Below are 25,227 nucleotides of genomic sequence, written 5' to 3' on the forward strand. Positions count from 1 at the left end.
CGATTGCTAAGCCGGCTCATGAATCTGCGAGGTGCATTCCGTATTAGGCGTACACAATGGCCGCGAACCAATCGGCGAAACTGGCTGCCGCCTTCGAGCGTGTGAGTTTGGTGATCAGGAAGTAACTCTCGTCCTCCAGGGTGGCGACATCGGACAGGATCACCAGGTCACCGTTTTCGATTTCGCGGCGGAAGACTTCGACCGGGCAAAGCGCCACGCCATGGCCGGCAATGACCGCCGTCGCCAGAAGATTGAAATCCTGGAAAACCGGGCCACGCAACGTCTGCGTGGTCTCCTGCCCTGCCCTTGCCAGCCAATCGCGCCAGCGTGACGTCGTTTCGTCGTGCAGCAGATCGGCAGACGCGATTGCCTCTGGTGTCCTCAACGCGCCTTTCCGCTCGAGATAACGGGGGCTCGCAACCGGCCGATTGATGCGGGAGAACAGCCGATCGGAGCGGGTCCCCTCGCTCTTGTCGGCGCCGAGCGTGATGAGGACGTCGCAGCCGGTTTCCCGCAATTGCTGCTCGGCCATCGCGTAGACGACCTTGACGTCCACCTCGGGGTGACGCTGCAGGAATTCGCCGAGTGCCGGGATCAGCCATCGCGTGGCGATCGAGGGTATGCAGGCAACGCTCACCTGCGCCTTGGCGTTCAGCCGCAGCAACTCCGTTTCCGCGGCGATGCGCTCGAATGACGATGTCAACACGGCGGATAGGTTCTCCGCCTCGGGCGCCAGACTGACCCCACGCTTCTCGCGCATGAAGAGCGGCCGGCCGAACCACGCCTCCAGCAGCCGGATCTGGTGACTGATGGCGGCGTGCGTCACATGCAGTTCGTCACCGGCGCGGGAGAAGCTCGCCAGACGCGCTGCGGCTTCGAAGGCGCGCAGCATGCCGAGTGGGGGCAACATCATCTGTAAGTTTTCCTCATCAAATCCTTGAGGAATCGTCGTTTGATTGGTTGTCGATGTCAACGGATACTGGGCTTCCAACCGAGGCGGGAGAGAGCTTTTCCGTTGGCGGATATTAGGAATATTTACAGATGGAGAGGCCCATGTTCGTCCGCAGCCTGCAGCAGATCGAAGCAACTGATCATTTCGTCGAGTGGGGCAGCGGTACTAGCCACCGCCTGCTCACCGAGAGGGACGGTATGGGTTTCACCGTCTGCCACACGGTGGTGCGCGCCGGAACGGTATCGCTGCTCGAGTACCGCAACCATCTCGAGGCCTGCTATTGCATCGCCGGGCACGGCGAGGTCGAGGACATGCAGGGCAAGGTCTTCCCGATCAACAAGGGTGATATCTACGTGCTGGACCAGCACGACAAACACTATCTTCGCGGTGGCAAGGACGAAGATCTGGTCCTTGTCAGCATTTTCAATCCGCCGCTCAAGGGGACCGAGCGCCACAACCTCAATGATCCATCCGGTTCGGCCTACTGAGCACGTTGCTGAGCACTGACCAACAAAAAAGCCCGGATCGTCGATCCGGGCTTTTTTCATTGGGCTGGACGGCGATCAGTACTGATCGTCTTCGTCCTCGTCCTTGCGGTCCGACGTCAGCGACTTGAGCTTGGCGAAGACGGCATCGGCGTCGATTTCCTTCTCTTCCTCGCGCTCGTAGCTGAAGCCCAGCTTTTCGGTTTCCTGGGCCGATTCCAGCGTCTGGCCGAGTTCGGCAGCCGTCGGCAGCGGACGACCCTTGGAAGCGCGTTCGACTTCGAGGTCGAGGTCGATCTGCGAGCAGAGGCCGAGGGTTACCGGATCCATCGGCGTCAGGTTGGCGGAGTTCCAGTGGGTGCGCTCACGGATCTGCTCGATCGTCGACTTGGTCGTACCGACGAGGCGCGAGATCTGCGCGTCCTTGAGCTCCGGATGGTTGCGAACCAGCCACAGAATGGCGTTCGGGCGATCCTGGCGCTTGGAAACTGGGGTGTAGCGCGGGCCCTTGCGCTTGCTATCAGGTACGCGAACCTTCGGCTCGGACAGCTTCAGCTTGTGGTTGGGGTTGCCTTCGGCGCGCGCGATCTCGTCGCGCGAAAGCTGACCGGTCGCAATCGGGTCGAGGCCCTTGATGCCCTGCGCGGATTCACCGTCGGCGATCGCCTTAACTTCGAGCGGGTGCAGCTTGCAGAACTGCGCGATCTGGTCGAAGGACAGCGCGGTATTGTCAACCAGCCAGACGGCGGTCGCCTTGGGCATAAGCAGTTGCTGAGCCATGGATATAGTCCTTTTGTCCGCCGCGCCGGTGTCGCGGGCCGTGGAGTCTACCACTGATTTCCGGGAAATGTGGGCCTCTATACCGTCGTTGTCGCGAAATTGCAATTCTTCAGTTCCAAATGTCCTTTTGTCTAATTGCGGCGGGCATTTGACCTGCTATGAATGTCCGCGAAACGGGGGAGCCCTAGGAGGGGCGAGCCACACTAGGAATGCGTAGGGAGGAAAATATGTCCGCCAAAATCTATCCGGTGTTGAAGTCTGCCAAGAGCCGGACGCTGCTTGATAACGCCACTTACCTGAAGTGGTACGAGGAGAGCGTTTCCGATCCGGCAAAGTTCTGGGGCAAGCACGGCAAACGGATCGATTGGTTCAAGCCCTATACCAAGGTCAAGAACACGTCCTTCAAAGGCAAGGTCTCGATCAAGTGGTATGAAGACGGCCTTACCAACGTCTCCTACAACTGTATCGACCGCCACCTGAAGACGCATGGCGAAAAGACTGCCATCATCTGGGAAGGCGACAATCCCTATATCGACAAGAAGATCACCTACAACCAGCTCTACGAGCAGGTCTGCCGCCTTGCCAACGTCTTGAAGAAGCATGGCGTCAAGAAGGGCGACCGCGTCACCATCTATATGCCGATGATCCCGGAAGCATCCTATGCGATGCTCGCGTGCGCCCGCATCGGCGCCATCCATTCGGTCGTCTTCGGCGGCTTCTCGCCGGACGCACTTGCTGGCCGTATCGTCGACTGCGAGTCCACCTTCGTCATCACTTGCGACGAGGGCGTGCGCGGCGGCAAGCCGGTCCCGCTCAAGGAAAACACTGATACGGCGATCGACATCGCGGCCAAGCAGCATGTCATCGTCAACAAGGTTCTGGTGGTGCGCCGCACCGGCGGCAAGACCGCCTGGGCACCGGGCCGTGACCTCTGGTACCACCAGGAAATCGCGACCGTGAAGCCGCATTGCGAGCCGGCGAAGATGAAGGCGGAAGATCCGCTGTTTATCCTCTATACCTCTGGCTCGACCGGCAAGCCGAAGGGTGTGCTGCATACGACCGGCGGTTACCTCGTCTATGCATCGATGACGCACGAATATGTCTTCGACTACCGCGATGGCGAGGTCTACTGGTGCACCGCCGACGTCGGCTGGGTCACTGGCCACTCCTATATCGTCTATGGTCCGCTCGCGAATGCGGCGACGACCGTGATGTTCGAAGGTGTGCCGAATTTCCCGGACGCCGGGCGTTTCTGGGAAGTGGTCGACAAGCACAAGGTCAACGTCTTCTACACCGCGCCGACGGCGATCCGCTCGCTGATGGGCGCCGGCGACGACTTCGTCAAGCGCGCCTCGCGCTCGTCGCTTCGCCTGCTCGGTTCGGTCGGCGAGCCGATCAACCCGGAAGCCTGGGAGTGGTATTACAACGTCGTCGGCGAGCAGAAGTCGCCGATCGTCGATACCTGGTGGCAGACCGAGACCGGCGGCATCCTGATCACGCCGCTGCCGGGTGCGACGGATCTCAAGCCCGGTTCGGCCACGCGGCCGTTCTTCGGAGTTCAGCCGCAGCTCGTCGACAACGAAGGCAATGTTCTGGAAGGTGCTGCCGACGGCAACCTCTGCATCACCGACAGCTGGCCGGGCCAGATGCGCACGATCTACGGCGACAATGCGCGTTTCGGTCAGACTTACTTCGCCACCTACAAGGGCAAGTATTTCACCGGTGACGGCTGCCGCCGCGATGAGGACGGCTACTACTGGATCACCGGCCGCGTCGACGATGTCTTGAACGTCTCCGGCCACCGCCTCGGTACGGCCGAAGTCGAATCGGCGCTCGTGTCGCATCATCTCGTCTCCGAAGCGGCCGTCGTCGGCTATCCGCACCCGATCAAGGGCCAGGGCATCTATTGCTATGTTTCACTGATGGCTGGTGAAATCGGCAACGACGAACTGCGCGCCGCCTTGGTGAAGCATGTCCGTTCGGAAATCGGGCCGATCGCGACGCCGGACAAGATCCAGTTCGCTCCGGGCCTGCCGAAGACCCGCTCGGGCAAGATCATGCGCCGCATCCTGCGCAAGATCGCGGAGGATGACTTCGGTGCGCTCGGCGATACCTCGACGCTCGCCGATCCGGCCGTTGTCGATGATCTGATCGCGAACCGCCAGAACAAGGCCTGACCTTGAAAACCGCCGCGCGTCTCTTGGACGTGCGGCGGTTCCCCTCTCGTCGCCAGGTGGCCGTCAAACCATTTCGTGAGCCGGATTCAGATCGAGGTTGCAGGCGCAGGCGCCCGACCTGAACTTAGAAGTCGATCGCCCGACCCTTGATCTCCCAGTCGCCGTAGCGGGCTGGATCTTCACCTCCGCGCCCGCCGATCTCCTGCGGCAGTTCCTTCTTGATCTCCGCCTGACGCCGCTCTTCCGCTTCCTTCAGCGCCCGCACAGCGGCGGGCGGCAGCGGCTTCTTCGGGCGGTCGGCGGCGTTGTCATTGTCGTTCTGCATCTGAACGGTATCCGGATTCGAGCATCAATATTGAAGAATTGGGTGTTTGCACCCATCATATAGGATGCCGTTCCCCGGACGGGAACCCTGATTCACGTGAAACGTAGACGACCCGGAGCCTCCTGATGAACCTTGTCCGCACCGCCATGCTGCTTGCAGTCATGACCGCCCTGTTCATGGCGGTAGGCTTCGCCATTGGCGGACGGGGCGGCATGATGATCGCCTTCGTCATGGCCGCAGGCATGAACTTCTTCTCCTATTGGAACTCGGACAAGATGGTGCTGCGCATGTACCGCGCGCAGGAGGTCGATGAGCGCAGTGCCCCGGAATATTACGGCATCGTGCGTGACCTCGCTCGCAATGCCGGCCTGCCGATGCCGCGCGTCTATGTGATCGATAGCCCGCAGCCGAACGCGTTTGCCACCGGTCGCAATCCGGAGAATGCCGCGGTCGCCGCGTCGACCGGGCTGCTTCACGCTCTCGACTATGACGAGGTCGCCGGCGTGATGGCGCATGAACTCGCGCACGTGCAGAACCGCGATACGCTGACGATGACGCTGACGGCAACCCTTGCCGGCGCGATCTCGATGCTCGGCAACTTTGCCTTCTTCTTCAGCGGCAACCGTGAAAACAACAATCCGCTCGGCTTCATCGGCACGCTTGTCGCGATGATCGTGGCGCCGATGGCGGCAATGCTGGTGCAGATGGCGATCAGCCGGACGCGCGAATACTCGGCCGACCGTCGCGGCGCCGAGATTTGCGGCAAGCCCCTGGCGCTCGCTTCGGCGCTGCAGAAGATCGCAGGCGCCGCCCATCAGATCCACAATGACGATGCCGAGCGCAACCCGGCAACGGCGCATATGTTCATCATCAATCCGCTCTCCGGCGAGCGCATGGACAACCTGTTCTCGACCCATCCGAACACCGAAAACCGCATCGCGGCCCTGCAGCAGATGGCGCAGGAGATGTCTTCGGTCTCGACGCCGCCGGTTCGTGCTGATAATCCCGTGCGCAAATCGCGCTCTGTGCCCTCTACCGGATGGGGTCGCGGTGGTTCCGAACCGCCCAAAGGTCCCTGGTCCTGATGTCTGCAGAAAACAACAACGATTCACGTCCGAAACGATCGCACCGCAACGGCGGCGCAGCGAAATCGAAGAAGCCTGCTCCGGCGCCGCGTGGTCCGGAGAAGCCGGGGTTGAGGGCTCGTCAGGCCGCCGCGAAGATCTTGGCAGCAGTTATCGACCGCAAGACGTCGCTCGACGGCATGCTCGACAGCGAGCACGGCAACCCGGCCTATCGCGAGCTTAACGACGCCGACCGCGCTCTGGTCCGGGCAATACTCAATTCCGCCCTTCGCCATCTCCCGCGCGTGCAGGCTGCGATCAACTCGCTGCTGCAGACGCCCCTACCGGAGGGTGCGCGGGCGCTGGAGCATGTGCTTGCCGTGGCAGCGGCACAGATCCTCTATCTCGACGTGCCCGATCATTCCGCCGTCGATCTCGCCGTCGAACAGGCGCAGAACGATCCGCGCAACCGCCGCTTCGCCAATCTCGTGAACGCCGTGCTGCGGCGCCTGTCGCGCGAAAAGGAAGCCGTTCTCGAAAGCACGCGCCATATTCCGGCGATGCCGGAATGGTTCTTCGAGCGCCTCATTGCCCACTACGGCGCAGCGGCGGCCGAGAAGATCGCCGAGGCGCAGTTGACGCCGGCGGCAATCGATCTTTCCGTCAAATCCGAGCCTGCGGCTTGGGCCGAGCGGCTTGGTGGCACCGTCCTGCCGACCGGCTCTGTGCGGCTCGGCGCATTCTCCGGCTCCATCCCCTCCTTAGCCGGATTCGATGATGGCGGCTGGTGGGTCCAGGACGCGGCTGCATCGATCCCTGCGCGGCTCTTTGGCGACCTCAAGGGCAAGCGGACCGTCGATCTCTGCGCCGCACCGGGCGGCAAGACGGCCCAACTCATTCTTGCTGGCGCCGAAGTGACGGCGCTGGACCAGTCCGGCAGCCGCTTGCGCCGGCTGAAGGGCAATCTCAAGCGGCTGGGGCTCGAGGCCGAGACCAAGGAAGTCAACATGGCGGACTTCCAGCCGGAAGCCCTGTTCGATGCGGCGCTTCTCGACGCTCCCTGCTCCTCGACCGGCACGACACGACGTCACCCTGATGTGTTGTGGACCAAGGGACCGGAAGACATCGAAAAGCTTGCCGACCTGCAGGAGCGGCTGCTTCGTCATGCGCTGACGGTGGTCAAGCCCGGTGGCACCGTCGTCTTCTCGAATTGCTCCCTCGACCCGCGTGAAGGCGAAGAGGTCGTTGCCCGGGTTATCGGTTCCGGCGAAAGCTACGAGCGCGTTCCGATTTCTGCAGCGGATTGGCCGGGGCTCGAGGATGCGATCACGCAGGTCGGCGAAATGCGGACGACGCCGGCCATGCTGCCGCTCGATGCACCGTTTTCGAGCGGCCTCGATGGTTTCTACGCGGCGGTGATTCGGCGCAAATAACAGCGCAAACTGAGCTTTCAGCAGCTGGAACCGGGCCTCAAGGCCCTGTTTCACCGCATCATTTGACGCTTTCGACCGGGAAGCCTATCAAAGATGGCAGGATTGATAAAAGTTTAATGGTCTTCGCGGCACCATGCGGACGCTGGCGCGAGGTCCTGGCGCGCTCCGATGATGTGAGTGATCGTGCCAGAAATGAGGTAACCGGCGGCGTTGATGTTGTTTTCCGGCAGGCGAAGGCTTTCTTACCTGTATGTGCGTGAAGGCTGGCGCCGCGTGTCGCGTCGCCTGTCGATCGGGCGCGTCTCCACTCTGCGCTTTACCGGCTCCACCCCCAATCGCCTGATCGTTGCGCCGACGGATCTGAGGGCCGTCGATCCCTTTGTCGCGGAAGAAATTCTTGCCGGGCGCTTCCCTCTTGCCGGCCGCGTGCTCGACACGGAGGGCGAGTCGCCGTTCGAGATCGATCTGCCGTCGCGCGAATTTGCGGCCCGGCTGCATTCCTTCGGCTGGCTGCGGCACCTGCGGGCGATCCGCGAGGATGCGGGTTTCGTCCGGCTGCGGCAGATCGTCGACGACTGGATCGGCACCCATGGACGCGATCTCGGCGGCATCGCCTGGGATGCGGATATCATGGCGCAGCGCATCATCGCCTGGCTGTCCCATTCGCCGGTGGTGCTGCGCAATGCCGAGCATGGCTTCTACCGCCGTTTCCTGAAAAGCCTGGCGCTGCAGGTGCGCTATCTCAGGCATATCGCCGATACTGTGCGCGACGGCGAGCAGAGGCTTCGGGTGCGGCTTGCGCTTGCCATGGCGTCGGTCTCCATGCCGGCATCGCCGAGCGCCATCCGCAAGGCATCGCGCCATCTCGATCTCGAACTCGACCGCCAGATCCTGCCCGACGGCAGCCACTTCTCGCGTAGTCCGCGCGCGGGTCTTGAGCTGTTGCTGGATCTGCTGCCACTCCGCCAGACCTACGTTAATCTCGGGCATGACGTGCCGTCGCGCCTCATTCCCTGCATCGACCGGATGTACCCGGCCCTGCGCTTCTTCCGGCACCAGGGCGGCGAACTCGCGCTGTTTAATGGTGCTACCTCGGTTCTGGCGCATGAACTGGCGTCGGTGCTGCGCTATGACGAGACGGCCGGCGAGCCCTTCCGCTCGCTGCCGCACGCCCACTACGAACGTATGGCCATGGAAAACACCGTTGTCATCATGGACACCGGCCGGCCGCTTTCCGTAGACCTGTCGCGCAGTGCCCATGCCGGCTGCCTGTCCTTCGAAATGTCCTCGGGCAAGACGCGCTTCGTCGTCAATTCCGGCGCCCCGAAGTTTGCCGGGGAGCGATTCCGCCAGATGGCGCGGATGACGGCTGCCCATTCGACCGTGACGGTCAACGACACGTCGTCGTCGCGCTTCTCGCAATCGCGCTTTCTCGGACCGATCATGACGTCGGGCGTCAAGCACGTGACGGCGGCCCGCAAGGACGAAGCGGGCGGGCTCGAATCGGTGACCGCAAGCCACGATGGCTATCTTGCCGCCTTCGGCCTGGTCCACGAGCGTGGCATCGGTGTGTTGAACGGCGGTCGCATGGTCCGCGGTCGCGACCGGCTGTCGCGCGCCGACGGCAGCGACCCGGAGGCAAGCGATACCGCGATTGCCGTGGCGCGGTTCCACATTCACCCGGCGGTCGCCATTCGCCAGAACAGCGCCCGCGAGATCTTCCTGACGGCGCCGGATGGCGAGATCTGGCTGTTTGCCTGCCAGGATGGTGACCTTGCCGTCGAGGAGGACATCTTCTTTGCCGATCCTTCGGGTATCCGGGCCTCGCAGCAGCTGACGGTGACCTTTGCGATTGCGCAGCAGCCGGAGATCCAGTGGACGTTTTCACGCGCGAACTGAGCCTTCTGTCTTGACGACGGGCACGCCCAAGAAAGCGCCTCAAGTTTTCCGTTCGCGTTTCAGGAGCGATCGCATTGAAGAATTTGGATCGATCCGATCCAGATTCATCGCGATCTTCAGGCCCGGCGAGGTTCCTTCGCCCGGCAAGCTATGCTAACGGGCAGCCATCTCAACCGCCGGAGCTTCCTCCCGGGGCGTCCGGCGCCGCCAAAGGAGCATGGTTGTGGCTGTCGCCTCCAAGAAAATCCCCGCCCCGAACGAGGTTACGGTCCGCACCGCCCTCCTCTCCGTCTCCGACAAGACGGGCGTCGTCGAGCTCGCGCGCGCCCTTAACGAAAAGGGCATTCGGCTCGTTTCGACGGGCGGGACCCACAAGGCACTCTCCGAGGCTGGCCTGCCGGTGAGCGACGTTTCCGAGCTGACCGGCTTTCCCGAGGTCATGGACGGCCGCGTGAAGACGCTGCATCCAGGCGTTCACGGTGGCCTCTTGGCAATCCGTGACGATGCCGATCACGTTGCGGCCATGTCGACGCACGGCATCACCGCCATCGACCTCGCGATCATCAACCTCTATCCCTTCGAAGAGGTCAGGGCCAAGGGCGGCGACTACCCGACGACGGTCGAAAACATCGATATCGGCGGCCCGGCGATGATCCGCGCCTCGGCCAAGAACCATGCCTATGTGACGATCGTCACCGATCCGGCCGACTACCCGGTGCTGCTCGAAGAGCTTGCTTCCGGCAAGACGACCTATGCCTTCCGCCAGAAGATGGCCGCCAAGGCCTATGCCCGGACTGCCGCCTATGACGCGGCCATTTCCAACTGGTTTGCCGAGGCGCTCGACACCCCGATGCCGCGCCATCGCGTCATCGGCGGCGTCCTGAAGGAAGAAATGCGCTACGGCGAAAACCCGCACCAGAAGGCGGGCTTTTATCTCACCGGAGAGAACCGCCCGGGTGTCGCCACCGCGACGCTGCTGCAGGGCAAGCAGCTCTCTTACAACAACATCAACGACACGGATGCCGCCTTCGAGCTGGTGGCCGAGTTCCTGCCCGAGAAGGCACCGGCGGTCGCGATCATCAAGCATGCCAACCCTTGCGGCGTCGCGACCGCGCCGACGCTTGCCGAAGCCTATCGCCGAGCGCTTGCCTGCGATTCCACCTCGGCTTTCGGCGGCATCATCGCGCTCAACCAGGAGCTCGATGCGGAGACGGCCGAAGAGATCGTCAAGCTCTTCACCGAAGTGATCATCGCGCCTTCGGTCAGCGATGCGGCCAAGGCCGTGATTGCCCGCAAGCCGAACCTGCGCCTGCTTGCGACCGGTGGCCTGCCGGATCCGCGCATTCCGGGTCTTGCCGCAAAGACCGTCTCGGGCGGCCTGCTCGTGCAGACGCGCGACAACGGCATGGTCGAGGATCTCGAACTCAAGGTCGTCACCAAGCGCGCGCCGACGCCCCAGGAACTCGAAGACATGAAGTTCGCCTTCAAGGTGGCCAAGCACGTGAAGTCGAATGCGATCGTTTATGCCAAGGACGGCCAGACGGCCGGCATCGGCGCCGGCCAGATGAGCCGTGTCGATTCCGCCCGCATCGCCGCGATCAAGGCCGAAGAAGCCGCAAAGGCGCTGGGCCTTGCAACGCCGCTCACCAAGGGTTCGGCTGTTGCCTCCGAAGCCTTCCTGCCGTTTGCCGACGGCCTGCTCTCGGCGATCGCCGCGGGTGCTACGGCCGTCATCCAGCCGGGCGGCTCCATGCGTGACGAAGAGGTGATTGCGGCTGCGAACGAGCATGGCGTCGCCATGGTCTTCACCGGCATGCGCCACTTCCGCCACTAAGATCGTCGGGGCGGGCGCTGGGCGTCTGTCCGGAATTGGCCGCTAAGGCCCAACAGTCAGAAGCCGTCGCTTCCCCAGGACGCGGCGGCTTTTTTGCGACCGTCATCGGCCGGATAGGGCGTGCGCAGAAGGATCAGCAGGCCGATCACCAGAAAAGCAATCAGCGCCATCATGCCGATCCGTGCCGAGCCGGTGGCAAGCGTGATCGTGGCAACGGATGCGGGGGCGAGGAACGAGGTGGCCCGGCCGGACAGCGCATAGAGGCCGAAGTAGCGACCGGCCTCGTCGAGGCTGACGCTGCGGGCGAGGTAGGAGCGCGACGAGGCCTGAACGGGGCCGAAGGCGACACCGACGAGCAGGCCGTAGAGAATGTAGGCCTTTTCGGCGGCCGTGCCGAACAGGCCGCCGGTATCTTCCATCGACAGCGGCAGCAGCCCGAACAGCGTGAAGCCGGGGCCCGTCGAGACGATGCCGATCGTGGCAATCGTCAGGCAGATCAGGCTGGCGGTGACGATCACCTTGGAGCCAAGGTGCGCATCCAGCCAGCTGGCGCAGAGGCAGCCGCCGATCGCGACGACGTTGAGAATGATGCCGTAGACGCCGAGCTCCAGGGTCTGCCAGGCGAACATCGCGGCCGCGAAGGTGCCGCCGAGTGCCAGCAGACCATTGACGCCGTCCTGGAAGACCATGCGCGCGATCAGGAAGCGCAGGATCCCACGCCTTTCCCGAAGCTCGACGAGCGTGCCCTTGAGCTCCCTGAGGCCCGTGACGGTTGCCTTGCCGAGCGACATCGCCGCCTTGGTGGCATCGGGCGTGAACAGGAACATCGGCAGGATAAAGACGAGGTACCAGACGGCGGAGATCGGGCCGGTGATGCGTGCATCCTCCCCTTTTGCCGGATCCAGGCCGAACAGAGGGTCGATGCCAAGTGCCGTCTTGCCGGTCTCAGGACTTCCGGCAAGCAAGGCCACGACGGCGACCAGCACGATCATGCCGCCGAGATAGCCGAGCCCCCAGGCGATGTTGGAAATGCGCCCCACGTCCTTCTCCGGCACCAGACGGGGCATCATCGAATCGTTGAAGACGATCGAGAACTCGGCCGCGACCGTCGCGAGGATCATGAAGATCGCCGGATAGAGGATCGGCGAGCCGGGGGCTGCGAACCAGAGCATAGCCAGCGATGCGATCTTGATGACGGCGAAGAAGGCGATCCAGGGTTTGCGCGGCCCGGTGGCGTCGGCGATCGAGCCGAGCACCGGCGAAAGAACCGCGATGATGATGCCCGAAACCGTGAGCGTGTAGCCCCACATCGCCTGGCCGACCGCATGGTCCTCCGTCAGCCGCGATACGAAATAGGGGCCGAAGATGAAGGTCGTGATGACGGTGAAGAAGGGCTGCGCGGCCCAGTCGAACAGCATCCAGCCGCCGATGCCCGCACGGGACGTGCGTGGCTGGTCTTCAGTCCCCTCGGCCGAAATCTGCAAAGTCCCCTCCCGAAACGACTGCGCCACGCGTCCCCTCGAACGCGCGGCGCAGCCTATCTTCAATTGAACCGATTCCAAAAGGTCTGGAACCGGACGCGGGCGAAAAAACTGCCCGCATCCTCTTTGGTACCGTTACTTGGCCCTTCCGCGTGCCAGGTCGTTGAGGAGACCTGCAGCGACGGTGATCTTGGCAAGCGTCGTTTCACCCTTCTCGGTCAGAAGGCGCAGCTGGCCAGTCGCCTGGGCGACACGGACGCGCTCGCTTTCTTCCCAGGCCGCAACCGGGTTGCGCTCCTTCTTCTGCTCGCGCAGGGCTGCCGCGGTGATATCCCGGCGTGCCGCCGCGATATCGGATACGGCGCGTGACAGAGCCATGGCCTCGAACTGCTCGGTTGCCGGAACGCGATCGGATGCCGCCAGCAGACGGTTGATGCGAAGCGTGTCGGTGACGGCGAAATAACCTTGCGCCGTGCGGCTCAGCGTCTCGCCGGTTTCTGCGGCAATCTGCATGATCTCGGGCACCAGCGTCATCAGCGCCAGTTCCGAGATTTCCTCGGCGAGCTTGGCGGGAACGCCACCCTCGACGAAGGCTGCCGTCTTCAACCGGGCTTCTTCGGCGCTCTCGCCGGACACTGCAGTGCGCATGGTCGCACGCAGCTTCTGCAGGCCGTCGCCGAGGCGCGATACGGCCTCGGAGACCGAGCCGGTCGCCGCATGGGTGCGCAGCGCCCGCTCGGTGACGAGCGTGAAGATGCGGCCGACTTCCTGGTAGAGGATGTTCTGCAGGCCGCCGCCGATCTTGTTGTCGAGCGCGTCGATCTCGTCATAGATCCGCGGCAGGTCGAAGCCGTCGAGCGCCAGCACCGCCGCCTTGACGACGTCGGCCGAGAGGAAGCCGGTGGCGTCCGTCAGGGTCGAGACAAAGGCCGGACCACCGCGGTTGATGACCTCGTTGGCGAGGATCGTCGCGATGATTTCGCGGCGCAGGCGGTGACCGTGGATATCGCCGGCATAAGCCTTGCGCATCTTGCCCGGGAAGTAACGCTCGAGCGTCGCCGTGAAGTACGGATCGTCGGGCAGCTCGCTCGCAATCAGCTCATCGAAGAGAACGAGCTTGGAGTAGGAGAGCAGCACGCCGATTTCCGGGCGGGTCAATGGCTTGCCCGCCTGGTAACGCTCGGTCATGGCCTGGTCGGTCGGCAGCGTCTCGACCTTGCGGTTGAGATGGCCGTCGGCCTCCAGCCGGGTCATGAGCCGGCCGAGCGTCGTGCGGTTGCCGAGCCCTTGCATGGCGGTCAGAGAGATCGCCAGCGACTGCTCGTAGTTGTTGCGCAGCACCAGGTGGCCCACTTCCTCGGTCATCGAGGCGAGCAGCGTGTTGCGCTTCGGACGGGTCAGGCGGCCATCGCGCATGGCGGAAGCCAGCGCGATCTTGATGTTGACCTCGACGTCGGACGAGTTGACGCCCGCCGAGTTGTCGATGGCATCCGAGTTGCAGCGGCCGCCATTGAGGCCGAAGCCGATGCGGCCCTTCTGGGTGACGCCGAGGTTGGCGCCCTCGCCGATGACGCGGGCGCGGACCTCTTCGGCTGCCACGCGAATGGCGTCGTTGGCGCGATCGCCAACTTCGGCGTCCGTTTCGTTGCTGCCGCGCACATAGGTGCCGATACCGCCGAACCAGAGCAGGTCGACCTGGCTCTTCAGGATCGCGTTCATGATCTCGAAGGGCGTTGCCTTCTGCTTGTCGAGGCCGATGGCGGCCATCGCCTCAGGCGTCAACGTCACCGACTTCTCGGCACGCGAGATGATCATCGCGCCGTTCGAAAGCGTCTTGCGGTCATAGTCCTGCCAGCTCGAACGCGGCAGGTCGAACATGCGCTTGCGCTCGGCAAAGGACCCATCGATATCCGGATTCGGATCGATGAAGATATCGCGATGATCGAAGGCTGCGATGAGGCGGATCTTCTCGGACAGAAGCATGCCGTTGCCGAAGACGTCGCCCGACATGTCGCCAACGCCGGCAACGGTGAAGGGCGTCGTCTGGATGTCGGTATCCATCTCACGGAAGTGCCGCTTGACGGTTTCCCAGGCGCCGCGGGCGGTGATGCCCATCTTCTTGTGGTCGTAACCGGCAGAACCGCCCGATGCGAAGGCGTCGTCGAGCCAGAAGCCCGCTTCCTGTGCAAGGCCGTTGGCCGTGTCGGAGAAGGTCGCGGTGCCCTTGTCGGCAGCAACGACGAAGTAAGGGTCGTCGCCGTCATGGCGCTGCGTGTCGGCCGGCGGCACGACATCCTGGCCGACGATGTTGTCGGTGACCGACAGCAGCGTGCGGATGAAGGTCTTGTAGGCTTCGGTGCCGGCCTTGAAGATTTCGTCGCGGGTGCCGCCCACCGGAAGCAGCTTCGGATAGAAGCCGCCCTTGGCGCCGACGGGCACGATAACGGCGTTCTTGACCTGCTGCGCCTTCACCAGACCGAGCACTTCCGTGCGGTAGTCCTGGGCACGGTCCGACCAGCGCAGACCGCCGCGGGCGACCTTGCCGAAGCGCAGGTGCACGCCCTCGACCTCGGTGCCGTAGACGAAGATTTCGCGGAACGGATGCGGTTCCGGCAGACCGTCGAGCTGCTTCGGGTCCAGCTTGAAGGCGAGCACCGCGCGCGGCTTGCCGTCGGCGTCATGCTGGAAGTAGTTGGTCCGGAGCGTCGCTTCGATCGCGTTGACGTAGCGTCGCAGAATCCGGTCCTCGTCGAGGCTCGGAACGGCCGAGAGCGCGTCCTCGATCGCCGACAGCAGCGCGTTGCACTTCTTGGCGCGCGGCTTTTCCTCGAGCTTCGGATCCATACGGGTCACAAACAGCTTGAAGATATCGGCGGCAATCGCCGGATACTTGTTCAGCGTGTCGGCGATATAGCCCTGAGAGTAGGTGATGCCGGCCTGTCGCAGATAGCGGGCATAGGCGCGCAGCACCGTCACTTCGCGGGCGTTGAGGCCCGCAAGCAGGATCAGCCGGTTGAAGTTGTCGTCCTCGATCGCGCCGTTCCAGGCGGCCAGGAACGCCTCTTCCAGCGCCGGGCCGGATTTTTCGAGGTTCAGCGCAAGGCCATCACGATGGATCAGCTCCATGTCGTGCAGCACGACCTTGCGCTTCTCTTCGCCATGGGCATTGACGCCGATGTCGTAGGTCTGTTCGCTGATGACCCGGAAGCCGAGGTTTTCAAGCAAAGGTACGCGGCGCGAAAGCGACACGGGTTCGCTGGCGTGGAAGATCTTGAGCTCGGCGGTGTCCGGCCGCGAGACGGCGCGGGGATAGTGGTAGAACTCGATGCGGATCGGATCCGGGCCCTTGCAGGCGGCGATGTCGGCCAGATCGGCATAGGCTTCAGCCGGCGTGAAGAACGACTGGTAGGCATTGTCGACATCGAGCTCGATGCCGTCCTTGCGGGCAAGCAGGTCGAACCGGTCGATCCAGCGGGTGACGATGCCGCGAACGGCTTCTTCGAGCTTGGCCTGCGGAATGCGCGGCGTCTTGCCGGCGGAGCGGCCGATGATGAAGTGGACGCGGGCAAGGCCCCCTTCCGGGAAGGCCGGGTAGTAGGCGGAGACGCGGCCGTCATAGACCGTCTTCAGGTAGTCGCCGATCTTTTCGCGCACATCCGAATCGTACTGTTCGCGCGGCACGAAGACGATGACCGAGACGAAGCGGTCGAAATGGTCGATGCGTGGCAGCACGCGGATGCGCGGCCGGTCGCCGAGTTCGTTGATCTGTTCGCAGAAAGCGGCGAGCAGGCCGACATCGATCTGGAAGAGATCGTCGCGCGGATAGGATTCGAGCGTGTTGTCGAGCATCTTGCCGGAATGGCTCTGCGGATCGTAGCCGAAGTGATCGACGATCTTTTCGATCTTGTGGCGCAGCAGCGGGATCTCGGCCGCCTGGCGGGTATACGCCGAGGAGGTGAAGAGGCCAACGATGCGCAGTTCTCCGGCGACATTGCCGTCGGCGTCGAAGCGCTTGACACCGATATAATCCATATAGGCGCGGCGATGGACGACCGACTTGACGTTGGCCTTGGTGACGATCAGGAAATCCGGGCTTTCGAGGAAGGCGAGAATTTCAGGCGTAGTCAGCACCGCGTCCTTGCCCTGGCGCAGCACGCGCACATCGGGATTGGAGAGCATGCCGAGGCCCCTGCCCTTGCCGCGCTCGACCATCGCCTTTCCGCCCTTGCCGGAATAGGTGTATTCGCGCATGCCGAGGAAGGTGAAGTTGTTGTCACGCAACCAGCGGAGGAAGGCAAGCGCCTCGTCGCGGTCGCTCTTCTTGCGCGAGGCGTTATAGGCCTCCAGTTCCTGCATCGCATGATCGAGCAGCGCGGTCATCGCTGGCCAGTCGTGCACAGCCTGGTGCACCTGCTCCAGCACGTCGCGAATGCGGTTGCTGAGCTGTTCGGCCTCGACGGGGGCCAGCTTCGTCAGGTGGATCTGGATATGGCTGACGCGGTGCGACGGATCGCTTTCCTCTTCGGGATCGAAGAGCTTTGCCGGCTTGCCCGGCTCCTTGACCAGGATGGGGTGGATCGCGAGGTGAATGTCACGGTGGGTGCTGGTGATTTCCCCCATGACCGAATCATAGAGGAACGGCATGTTGCGTTCGGTGACCGCGATGATCGACACCTCGGTGCCGCCAGGTGCTACACCGGCGACGGTTTCGACGGAAACCTGCGGCTTGCCGCCATCCCAGCGGGCGAGTTCCTGATAGGCATGGGCGGCCGTCAGCGCCAGCATGTCCGCCGAATAGAGATCGAGGTCATCGTTGCTGGCCCCACCGAAGAGGATCTCCGGCGCCAGCGCCTCGACGCCCAGTTTGATGGCGGCCGCCTTCGCTGCGTCGATGTGTCTGTCCCGCTTCGGATTGTATTTCACGCCCATGAAGTCTCTCCCATTCATGATAGGCCAAACCCTATCAGAACCATGGCTAATGGCGACCGCTTTTTACGCTGATTTCGGCAAAATCGAGCCCAAAATCGGAGAATTTCACGTGAAAACAGCTTAAATCCATTTAAATCGAAGGTAATTTCGCGAAAATTGCTCGAAAATCGAAGAAAAAGCACGAAAACGCCAGAGGCTTCTCCGGAGCCTATCTGCCATCGGCTGTTGACAGGGGGGTGACAGTCGGGTGAACAGAGTTTCGAGATCGTAGGATTGGACTGGTCGATGCCCGAAATGCCTTCCCTGCCCGGCGCCGTCATCGTCATCTCGAGCCATGTCGTGCGCGGCAAGGTGGGCAACAGGGCCGTGGTCTTCGCGCTTGAAACTCTGGGGCATCCAGTCTGGGCCCTGCCGACCGTCATCCTCCCCTGGCATCCGGGCCACGGCCGCTCGACGCGGGTCACCATTTCCGATCAGGATTTCGGGTCGGTGATCGATGACCTCATTGCAGCACCCTGGGCCGGAGAGGTGCGTGCCGTGCTTTCGGGCTACCTCGGCTCGGCCGGACAGGCCGAAAGCGTGGCCCGGCTGGTGACGGCGCTGAAGGAGCGCAATCCCAAACTGATCTACGCCTGCGACCCCGTGATCGGCGATGCTGGCGGTCTCTATGTGCCGGAAACCACGGCGGTTGCCATTCGCGACCGGTTGCTGCCGCTTGCAAATCTCGCGACCCCGAACCGTTACGAGCTTGCCTGGCTTGCCGGGGCGACGTTGGAGACGAACACGGCGATCCTTGATGCAGCGCTCGGCCTCGGTCCGGCCCGCGTCTTGGTGACGTCTGCCGTGCCGATGATGAGCGGCGGGACCGGCAATCTCTTTCTCTCGGGCAACCACGCCCTGCTTGCCGAACATCGTTTGGTCGAAAACCCGCCGAATGGTACGGGCGACCTGTTGGCGGCGGTGTTTCTCGCCCGGATCCTTGAAGGACTTTCAGAGGAACGCGCCTTGCAGATGGCGACTGCGAGCGTATTTGAGATCATCGCGCGGAGCGTCAAGCGCGGCGCGGATGAACTGACCATCGAGCAGGACGCGTCGAGCCTATCGACGCCAATGGCGATGGTGCAGATGCGCCGACTGGTTCATCCGAATCAGATGCGGCGCAAGTGAAGAAGCTGTTCACGGACCGCCACCCCTATGGCATCGTGGATTGAATTTTAGATCGCGATCATTTTCATGACGGAGGCGCAGGTGGGCGAAAGCCGGCCATGCCGCCTTGAAGCACGAGCGGAGCAATCGATGGACAAGCAGCAGCAGCGTTTTCCGGACTATCTTCTGAACGGCTACCACAACTTCATGAACGGTCGCTTCAGCGAGCAGCAGAAACGCTACAAGGCGCTGGCGGAAACCGGGCAAAAGCCGAAGACGATGGTGATTGCCTGTTGCGACTCGCGCGCTGCGCCGGAAACGATCTTCGACAGCGGCCCGGGCGAACTCTTCGTCGTGCGCAACGTCGCCAATCTCATGCCGCCCTACGAGCCGGATGGTCACTACCACTCCACTTCGGCAGCCCTCGAGTTCGCCGTGCAGTCGCTGCGCGTCAGCGACATCGTCGTCATGGGCCATGGCCGCTGCGGTGGTATCAAAGCGGCACTCGATCCCGATGCGGAGCCTCTGTCACCGGGCGATTTCATCGGTCGCTGGATGCATCTGCTGAGGCCCGCGGCTGAGCAGATCCAGAGCAACGACGTGATGACGCAGGCGGAGCGCCAGCGTGCGCTCGAGCGGGTTTCGATCCGCAACTCGCTTGCCAATCTGCGCACTTTCCCGTGCGTCCAGATCCTCGAGGCCAAGGGCAAGCTCCACCTGCACGGCGCCTGGTTCGACATCTCGACCGGCGAACTCTGGGTGATGGACCCGGTGACGGGCGACTTCTCCCGCCCGGGAATGTAATCGGTCAGCAAAAAAGGCCCGGCTCTTTCGAACCGGGCCCTTTGTCTGGTTGGTTATGCGTTCCGAAGGACGAAAATCCTAGAGACCGTCGATCTCGGCGCCGATGATGGCGATCGCCTGCTGGTAGACGCTTGCGGCGTTCCAGCCCTGGATCGCAGCGAAGTTCGCCTGGCCCTGCTGATAGCCGGCGCCCGGCTGCCAGCCATGGCCGCGCAGGAAATTGGCGGTGGATGCCAGCGCGTCGGCCTTGGAGCGAACCATGTCGACATGGCCGTTGCCATCTCCATCGACGCCGTATTTCAGGACGTTGGCGGGCAGGAACTGGGTCTGGCCGATCTCGCCGTGGGCGGCGCCACGCGCATCCGGGCTCAGATCGCCGCGCTGCACGAGCTGCAGGGCCGCATAGAGCTGGTTGGTGAAGTAGTCCGAGCGACGGCAGTCATAGGCCAGCGTCGAAACGGCCGAGAGCGTGTGCTCCTTGCCCATGAAACCGCCGAAGCCGGTTTCCATGCCCCAGATGGCAATCAGCGGGCCAGCCGGCACGCCGTAGCGCCGCTCGATGCTGGTAAAGAGTGCGGCGTTCTGCTGCTTCATCTTCTTGCCGCGGGAAATGATAACCTGGCCGCCGCGCTTCTGCATGAACTGCTCGAGCGACAGCTTGAAGCTCTTCTGGCCGCGGTCGGCGCGGATCGTCGCCTTGTTGTAGGAGACGCCGGAGAGTGCACGGTCGAGCACCTGCGGGCTGATGCCGTTGCCGGAGGCCTGCTGCTTGAAGTTCTGCACCCAGGCCTCAAAGCCGCTTCCATCATTGCCGCATTGGGCGGCCGATGCCACCGCCGGAAAAACTGCAGTCGAAATCAGGGCGGCAAGCCCCACTGCTGCGCACTTCGCCCTGTGCATGAAATACCCCGTCATAGCCCGAATCTCGTTGCTCTTAAAAATGCCAGCCTTCGCCGGCCGTGTCACCTACCGCAAGCGGCAGGTAACTTTATCGTGGTTTCACGTGAATCCGGGAAGGATCGGCCCCTCGTGAAACAGGAAACCCGCCAGGCTCGAAAGAGCCTGGCGGGAGTGAGTGGTTCTAATGCCGTTTTCAGGCAGCCTGCTTGCGCGGCTTGATGAGGCCACGATTGACCAGCAGCTCGGCAATCTGGATCGCGTTCAGAGCGGCACCCTTGCGCAGGTTGTCGGAAACGACCCACAGGTTGAGGCCGTTCTCGACGGTTGCGTCTTCGCGGATGCGCGAGATGTAGGTCGCATCTTCGCCGGCGCACTCGTAAGGCGTGACGTAGCCGCCGTTCTCGTGCTTGTCGACGACGAGGCAACCCGGCGCTTCGCGCAGGATGTCGCGCGCTTCGTCAGCGGTGATCTCGTTTTCGAACTCGATGTTCACCGATTCCGAATGGCCGATGAAGACGGGAACGCGCACGGCGGTGCAGGTCACCTTGATCTTCGGGTCGAGCATCTTCTTGGTCTCGGCGAGAACCTTCCACTCTTCCTTCGTGTAGCCGTCTTCCATGAACACGTCGATGTGCGGAATGACGTTGAAGGCGATGCGCTTGGTGAACTTCTTCGATTCGATGGGGTCGGCGACGAACACCGCGCGGGTCTGGTTGAAGAGTTCGTCCATGCCGTCCTTGCCGGCGCCGGAAACCGACTGGTAGGTCGAGACGACGACGCGCTTGATCTTGGCGTGGTCGTGCAGCGGCTTCAGCGCGACGACGAGCTGGGCGGTCGAGCAATTCGGGTTGGCGATGATGTTCTTCTTGGTGAACTGCGCGATCGCGTCCGGGTTCACTTCCGGAACGATCAGCGGCACTTCGGCGTCGTAGCGCCAGGCCGAGGAGTTGTCGATGACGACGCAGCCCTGCTGGCCGATCTTCGGCGAATACTTCAGCGATACGGCGCCGCCAGCCGACATCAGGCAGATATCGGTGTCGGAGAAGTCGTAGTTTTCGAGGTTCTTGACCTTGAGGGTCTTGTCGCCGAAGGAAACTTCGGTGCCCTGGGAGCGGGCGGAAGCGAGGGCGACCACTTCATCCGCGGGAAAGCCGCGTTCGGAAAGGATGTTCAGCATCTCCCGGCCGACATTGCCGGTGGCGCCTGCGACTGCAATCTTGAAACCCATGATCTAAGCTCTCTTTTCTGTCTCTCCTCGTCGGGTGAGGGGGAAACCGCGCGACCTGCCGCGAGGGTTCCTGTCCCCGGCCAAACCGGGGAGAGAGCGGAGGGCCAGAGACGTCAGACGGTTTTCGTCGTCGTTTTGGCCGTTGTTTTGCAAGCGAACGAAAAATCGACATCCTGCCCCGCGGCAAGAGCCGGCAGGATCAAAGCAGCGATGGCTGGACCGATCGGTCGCATGGTGGTGATTTCCTCGTTCGTCGCTGCTCTTACGCGGTTTTGGGGAAGAGTCAAGACATTGCCGCGCGCCGGCACGCCCCCGCCCTGCCCGCGATCGATCGCCGCATTAGACGAAAGTCATAAGCCGAAAGCATCTCTGCCTGTGATGACACTTTTCTGACATCCTCATTTCAGGCGCACCACGTCCGGACGTTCGAGGGAGGAATGCTGGACCAGCCAATGGGCGTTCCTTTGGAGTGGAGGATTATCAAAATGGCAAATGTCGCGACAGCGGACGACGCAAAAACGCGTCCGATGACCGGCGAGGAGAAGAAGGTCATCTTCGCCTCGTCGCTCGGTACCGTCTTCGAATGGTACGATTTCTATCTCTACGGTTCGCTCGCCGTCTACATCGGCGCGACCTTCTTCAGTTCCTACCCGGAAACGACGCGTAACATCTTCGCGCTTCTGGCCTTTGCCGCGGGCTTCCTGGTTCGCCCGTTCGGCGCGCTCGTCTTCGGTCGCCTGGGTGACCTCGTTGGCCGCAAATATACCTTCCTCGTGACGATCCTGATCATGGGTCTGTCGACCTTCCTGGTCGGCATCCTGCCCGGCGCTGCCTCGATCGGCATTGCCGCGCCGATCCTGCTCATCGTGCTGCGCATGCTGCAGGGCCTGGCGCTCGGCGGCGAATATGGCGGTGCGGCAACCTACGTGGCCGAACACGCGCCGCATGGGCGTCGCGGCTACTTCACGTCCTGGATCCAGACCACGGCGACGCTCGGTCTGTTCCTGTCGCTGGTGGTGATCCTGCTCGTGCAGTTCGCGCTCGGCAAGGACGCCTTCGCCGCCTGGGGCTGGCGCATTCCGTTCCTGCTGTCGTGCGTGCTTCTCGGCATTTCCGTCTGGATCCGTCTGAAGATGAACGAATCGCCGGCCTTCAAGAAAATGAAGGAAGAGGGCAAGGGCTCCAAGGCGCCGCTTCGAGAAGCCTTCGGCCAGTGGAAGAACGCCAAGATCGCGCTTCTGGCGCTGTTCGGTGCCGTCGTCGGACAAGCCGTGGTCTGGTACTCCGGTCAGTTCTACGCGCTGTTCTTCCTGACCGGCGTCCTGAAAGTAGACGGTCAGTCGGCCAACATCATGGTCGCCGCCTCGCTTTTGATCGGCACGGGCTTCTTCGTGCTCTTCGGCTGGCTCTCCGACAAGATCGGCCGCAAGCCGATCATCATGGCCGGTCTGCTGCTTGCGATGCTCACCTACTTCCCGCTGTTCAAGGCGCTGACCTGGGCCGGTAACCCTGCACTCGCTGAAGCCCAGGCAACCGTTCGCGCAACGGTGACCGCGGCTCCCGGCGACTGCAAATTCCAGTTCAACCCGACGGGCACGGCGAAGTTTACCACCTCGTGCGACATCGCAACCGCGTTCCTCACCAAGAACTCCGTTCCCTACGACGTCGTCACGACGGCAGCAGCGGGCACGGCGGCGACGGTCAAGGTCGGCGACACCACGATCAACAGCTACGACGCAGTCGCTGCTGGCGATGGTGCCAAGGCCGCCAACGCCGCCTTCGAAAAGCAGACCAACATGGCGCTCCACAATGCCGGCTACCCACTGGTTCGTGGCGCGGCAAAGGTTCCGGACGCCAAGCTTGACGGTTTTGTCACCGCCAACCCGGAACTGTCGCTTGACGCAGCCGCTGTCCGCGGCGGCGAAAAGACCATGGTTCCGGCCGAAAAGCTCATCGCCGACAAGCTGCTGACCAAGGATGAAGTGGGCGCTGCCACCGAAATGGCCGTCTACACGATCGCCGGCGGCGGCACCTACGCGATGGTCGCGGATCCTGCCAACGTCAACTGGACGACAATCATCGCGGTGCTCACCGTGCTCGTCATCTACGTGACGATGGTCTACGGCCCGATCGCAGCCCTGCTGGTCGAACTCTTCCCGACCCGCATCCGCTACACCGGCATGTCGCTGCCCTACCACATCGGCAACGGCTGGTTCGGCGGTCTGCTTCCGGCAACGGCCTTCGCGATGAGTGCTGCCCAGGGCGATATCTACTACGGCCTCTGGTACCCGATCGTCTTTGCAGGGATCACGCTGGTCATCGGCCTCCTGTTCCTGCCGGAAACGAAGGATCGCGACATCCACGCGATGGATTAAGCCCGGCGCTCCCGGAGAGAACAAATCCCGGGAGCACCTCAAATCTTCCCCGAGCTATTATGGCTCTCCTGACTCCGGCGCGGTCTTCCGCGCCGGCTTTTTTATTGGGTCGGCTCGCTGCGTCCGGCAAGCGGCCAACCGCCCGGGCCGAGGCGAAACAGGCGACCGTATTTGGCGAAGACAAACGCCATCATCACCGATGTCCAAAGGCCGAGCAGCAGCCCGGCGGCGACGTCGCTCGGATAGTGTGCGCCAACGATGACGCGGGAAACACCGATCGTCAGCGCCAGGACCAGAAAGAGTGGCCTCAGTCTCGGCAGCAGCATGGCGAAGACGCCGAAAAACGCACCGGCCGCAGTCGAGTGCCCGGACGGAAAGCTCTCATAGAGATCACTGGCGGCGAACGGCGTCAGGCTGTAGGCGCCGAGCTCGGCAAAGAGTTCCGGTCGTGCCCGGCCGATCAGGAGCTTCAGCGTATGCACCAACGCGCTGGCGGTGCCGATCGTCAAAAGGAAATAGGCGGCGAGGTCGCGGGCAGTGCGCGCCTTGTTTTGAAGCGCCCCCTGGCTTGCCGCCCGGCGCAGCACGAAGGCCCCCGCAAGCAGGATACCGGAAAGATAGATCATCCAGCCAAAGGTACCGAAATCGGTGATCCTTTCATTGAAGGTGACGATGTTGTCCGGCAGGCCTTGCGCGCGCTGTGACAGGAACGGATCGAGCGGGATGAGCGCGAACACGAGGATGGCTGTTGTCAGCACGATCCATCCGGTGGCCGCAAGTGGTCGGTTCATGGTTCTCCCATCCTGCCACCCAGTCGCGCGGCAATTGTCTGTTCCTGTCGGGGCACGATGCAGGGCGCTTCCCGCGCCAGACGGCCCCGGTCCGTCTTTTCCCGATGTGTCGGTTCTTTTGGCAAATTCAAGGCCGTGAAATGCAAAACACCTCCGGATGCGCTCCGGAGGTGTTGGTTTTCGTAGGCCTGTTGGCGTCAGCGTGACGCCGATCCGGGATCGGTTGTCGCTTACGCCGACAGCGCCTTGAACTCGGCAAGGATGGCGTCGCCCATCTCGGTGGTGCCGACCTTCCGTGCGCCTTCGGCCATGATGTCGCCGGTGCGGATGCCCTGGTCGAGCACGGTGGCGATCGCCTTCTCCAGATTGTCGGCTTCCGCCACCAGGTTGAAGGAATAGCGCAGGCACATGGCAAACGAGGCGATCATCGCGATCGGGTTGGCGATGCCCTTGCCGGCAATGTCCGGCGCCGAGCCATGCACCGGCTCATAGAGCGCCTTGCGCTTGCCGCTGACACCATCCGGTGCGCCGAGCGAGGCCGAGGGCAGCATGCCGAGCGAACCGGTGAGCATCGCCGCCACGTCCGACAGCATGTCGCCGAACAGGTTGTCGGTGACGATGACG

Annotated in this window: 18 protein-coding genes; 9 read left to right on the plus strand and 9 right to left on the minus strand. The window is 62.9% G+C overall.

Translation table 11 applies throughout. The features are described 5' to 3' along the window. Nucleotides 1-43: 43 nt before the first annotated feature. Nucleotides 44-910 (minus strand): LysR substrate-binding domain-containing protein, encoded by an 867-nt coding sequence (locus tag ASE71_RS12540; protein WP_060521586.1) that lies wholly within the window; start codon nucleotides 908-910, stop codon nucleotides 44-46. 143 nt (nucleotides 911-1,053) lie between these two features. Between ASE71_RS12540 and ASE71_RS12545 the strand changes: the two genes are divergently transcribed. Then, nucleotides 1,054-1,440, plus strand: coding sequence for an ectoine synthase (locus ASE71_RS12545; protein ID WP_060521514.1), 387 nt, complete (start codon nucleotides 1,054-1,056; stop codon nucleotides 1,438-1,440). Nucleotides 1,441-1,515: 75 nt separating this feature from the next. On the opposite strand, the gene ASE71_RS12550 is transcribed toward ASE71_RS12545, so the two are convergent. Further along, nucleotides 1,516-2,217: a DUF1013 domain-containing protein gene (locus ASE71_RS12550; protein ID WP_060521513.1), complete on the minus strand. Its 702-nt coding sequence runs from the start codon at nucleotides 2,215-2,217 to the stop codon at nucleotides 1,516-1,518. 227 nt (nucleotides 2,218-2,444) lie between these two features. On the opposite strand from ASE71_RS12550, the gene acs reads away from it, so the two are divergent. Next, nucleotides 2,445-4,394 (plus strand): acetate--CoA ligase, encoded by a 1,950-nt coding sequence (gene acs, locus ASE71_RS12555; RefSeq protein ID WP_060521512.1) that lies wholly within the window; start codon nucleotides 2,445-2,447, stop codon nucleotides 4,392-4,394. 124 nt (nucleotides 4,395-4,518) lie between these two features. Here acs and ASE71_RS12560 read toward each other — a convergent pair whose 3' ends face one another. Continuing rightward, a complete protein-coding gene (locus ASE71_RS12560) occupies nucleotides 4,519-4,719 on the minus strand; it encodes a DUF1674 domain-containing protein (protein WP_034800155.1) in 201 nt (66 codons plus the stop codon). 125 nt (nucleotides 4,720-4,844) lie between these two features. On the opposite strand from ASE71_RS12560, the gene htpX reads away from it, so the two are divergent. The 4 genes from htpX (at nucleotide 4,845) to purH (ending at nucleotide 10,949) form a co-directional block, all read left to right on the plus strand. Next, complete coding sequence (htpX, locus tag ASE71_RS12565) at nucleotides 4,845-5,804, plus strand: zinc metalloprotease HtpX (RefSeq protein WP_034800156.1); 960 nt, start codon at nucleotides 4,845-4,847, stop codon at nucleotides 5,802-5,804. Beyond that, nucleotides 5,804-7,216, plus strand: coding sequence for an RsmB/NOP family class I SAM-dependent RNA methyltransferase (locus ASE71_RS12570; RefSeq protein WP_060521511.1), 1,413 nt, complete (start codon nucleotides 5,804-5,806; stop codon nucleotides 7,214-7,216). Before htpX ends, ASE71_RS12570 begins: the two co-directional genes overlap by 1 nt. 213 nt (nucleotides 7,217-7,429) lie before the next feature. Continuing rightward, nucleotides 7,430-9,115: a heparinase II/III family protein gene (locus ASE71_RS12575; protein WP_060521510.1), complete on the plus strand. Its 1,686-nt coding sequence runs from the start codon at nucleotides 7,430-7,432 to the stop codon at nucleotides 9,113-9,115. 223 nt (nucleotides 9,116-9,338) lie between these two features. Further along, on the plus strand, nucleotides 9,339-10,949 hold the full coding sequence (purH, locus tag ASE71_RS12580) for a bifunctional phosphoribosylaminoimidazolecarboxamide formyltransferase/IMP cyclohydrolase (RefSeq protein ID WP_034800161.1): 1,611 nt from the start codon (nucleotides 9,339-9,341) through the stop codon (nucleotides 10,947-10,949). Between the two features lie 56 nt (nucleotides 10,950-11,005). On the opposite strand, the gene ASE71_RS12585 is transcribed toward purH, so the two are convergent. Beyond that, on the minus strand, nucleotides 11,006-12,367 hold the full coding sequence (locus ASE71_RS12585; RefSeq protein ID WP_413814636.1) for an MFS transporter: 1,362 nt from the start codon (nucleotides 12,365-12,367) through the stop codon (nucleotides 11,006-11,008). A 198-nt stretch (nucleotides 12,368-12,565) separates the two neighbouring features. Continuing rightward, nucleotides 12,566-17,359: an NAD-glutamate dehydrogenase gene (locus ASE71_RS12590; protein WP_060521508.1), complete on the minus strand. Its 4,794-nt coding sequence runs from the start codon at nucleotides 17,357-17,359 to the stop codon at nucleotides 12,566-12,568. Nucleotides 17,360-17,644: 285 nt separating this feature from the next. Between ASE71_RS12590 and pdxY the strand changes: the two genes are divergently transcribed. Both pdxY and ASE71_RS12600 read left to right on the plus strand, forming a co-directional pair. After that, entirely contained in the window at nucleotides 17,645-18,526 is an 882-nt protein-coding gene (pdxY, locus tag ASE71_RS12595) for a pyridoxal kinase PdxY (RefSeq protein ID WP_060521507.1), read from the plus strand. A gap of 129 nt (nucleotides 18,527-18,655) precedes the next feature. After that, nucleotides 18,656-19,309: a carbonic anhydrase gene (locus ASE71_RS12600; protein ID WP_034800167.1), complete on the plus strand. Its 654-nt coding sequence runs from the start codon at nucleotides 18,656-18,658 to the stop codon at nucleotides 19,307-19,309. Between the two features lie 78 nt (nucleotides 19,310-19,387). Here the strand turns inward: ASE71_RS12600 and ASE71_RS12605 are convergent, their stop codons facing one another. Continuing rightward, on the minus strand, nucleotides 19,388-20,209 hold the full coding sequence (locus ASE71_RS12605; RefSeq protein ID WP_034800180.1) for a lytic transglycosylase domain-containing protein: 822 nt from the start codon (nucleotides 20,207-20,209) through the stop codon (nucleotides 19,388-19,390). Nucleotides 20,210-20,402: 193 nt separating this feature from the next. Further along, complete coding sequence (locus tag ASE71_RS12610; protein ID WP_034800169.1) at nucleotides 20,403-21,437, minus strand: aspartate-semialdehyde dehydrogenase; 1,035 nt, start codon at nucleotides 21,435-21,437, stop codon at nucleotides 20,403-20,405. A gap of 485 nt (nucleotides 21,438-21,922) precedes the next feature. On the opposite strand from ASE71_RS12610, the gene ASE71_RS12620 reads away from it, so the two are divergent. After that, on the plus strand, nucleotides 21,923-23,812 hold the full coding sequence (locus ASE71_RS12620; protein WP_060521506.1) for an MFS transporter: 1,890 nt from the start codon (nucleotides 21,923-21,925) through the stop codon (nucleotides 23,810-23,812). A 101-nt stretch (nucleotides 23,813-23,913) separates the two neighbouring features. On the opposite strand, the gene ASE71_RS12625 is transcribed toward ASE71_RS12620, so the two are convergent. Continuing rightward, on the minus strand, nucleotides 23,914-24,603 hold the full coding sequence (locus ASE71_RS12625; protein ID WP_060521505.1) for a phosphatase PAP2 family protein: 690 nt from the start codon (nucleotides 24,601-24,603) through the stop codon (nucleotides 23,914-23,916). 230 nt (nucleotides 24,604-24,833) lie between these two features. Then, nucleotides 24,834-25,227: isocitrate/isopropylmalate family dehydrogenase (locus ASE71_RS12630; RefSeq protein WP_244497365.1), on the minus strand; the 394-nt coding region annotated here is incomplete at its 5' end.

This window comes from Ensifer sp. Root954 (assembly GCF_001429005.1).
GTDB classification, from domain to species: domain Bacteria; phylum Pseudomonadota; class Alphaproteobacteria; order Rhizobiales; family Rhizobiaceae; genus Ensifer; species Ensifer adhaerens.